This window comes from Oceanospirillum linum (assembly GCF_001995095.2).
In the GTDB taxonomy this organism is placed as follows: Bacteria; Pseudomonadota; Gammaproteobacteria; order Pseudomonadales; family Halomonadaceae; genus Oceanospirillum; species Oceanospirillum linum.
Window position 1 is genome coordinate 1 of record NZ_MTSD02000165.1, and the last position, 413, is coordinate 413.

The following is a 413-nucleotide window of genomic DNA, read 5'->3' on the forward strand; positions in this document are numbered from 1 at the left end:
AATAAATACCTGCCACCATAAAGACCAGTAGCAGAATTACTTCTAAGTTACCTTCAACCTCATGCATTACCGTTTGAGGTGATGCTAATCCAATGGCGATGGCTTCAATTGCCAATAAGCCACCGGGTTGTAATGGATAGCACTTCAGCGCCATTGCTAATGTGAAGATAAATTCAAGAATCAGTAACCAACCCGCAACAAAGGGGACAGCACCGGGCATAAAAAATACGATAGGATTAATAATCAAAAATGCGAGGATGACTTTCTTGTACCACAACGGTGAGTTACCAAGAAAGTTACGCAAAAAGCCTTGGGTCATGGTCTGAGCCATTTTTTAGGTCCTTTTTACATCAAGAGAGTAAGGTCAAGGTTTCAAGACTGCTGACAAATCCCGTGTTGTTTGAGTGTGCTTA

General features: G+C 41.6%; 1 pseudogene. It reads right to left on the reverse strand.

From position 1 onward, the window contains the following. Positions 1-331, reverse strand: a pseudogene (gene nhaB, locus BTA35_RS17150) (sodium/proton antiporter); the annotation flags it as partial. Between the last annotated feature and the right edge of the window lie 82 nt (positions 332-413).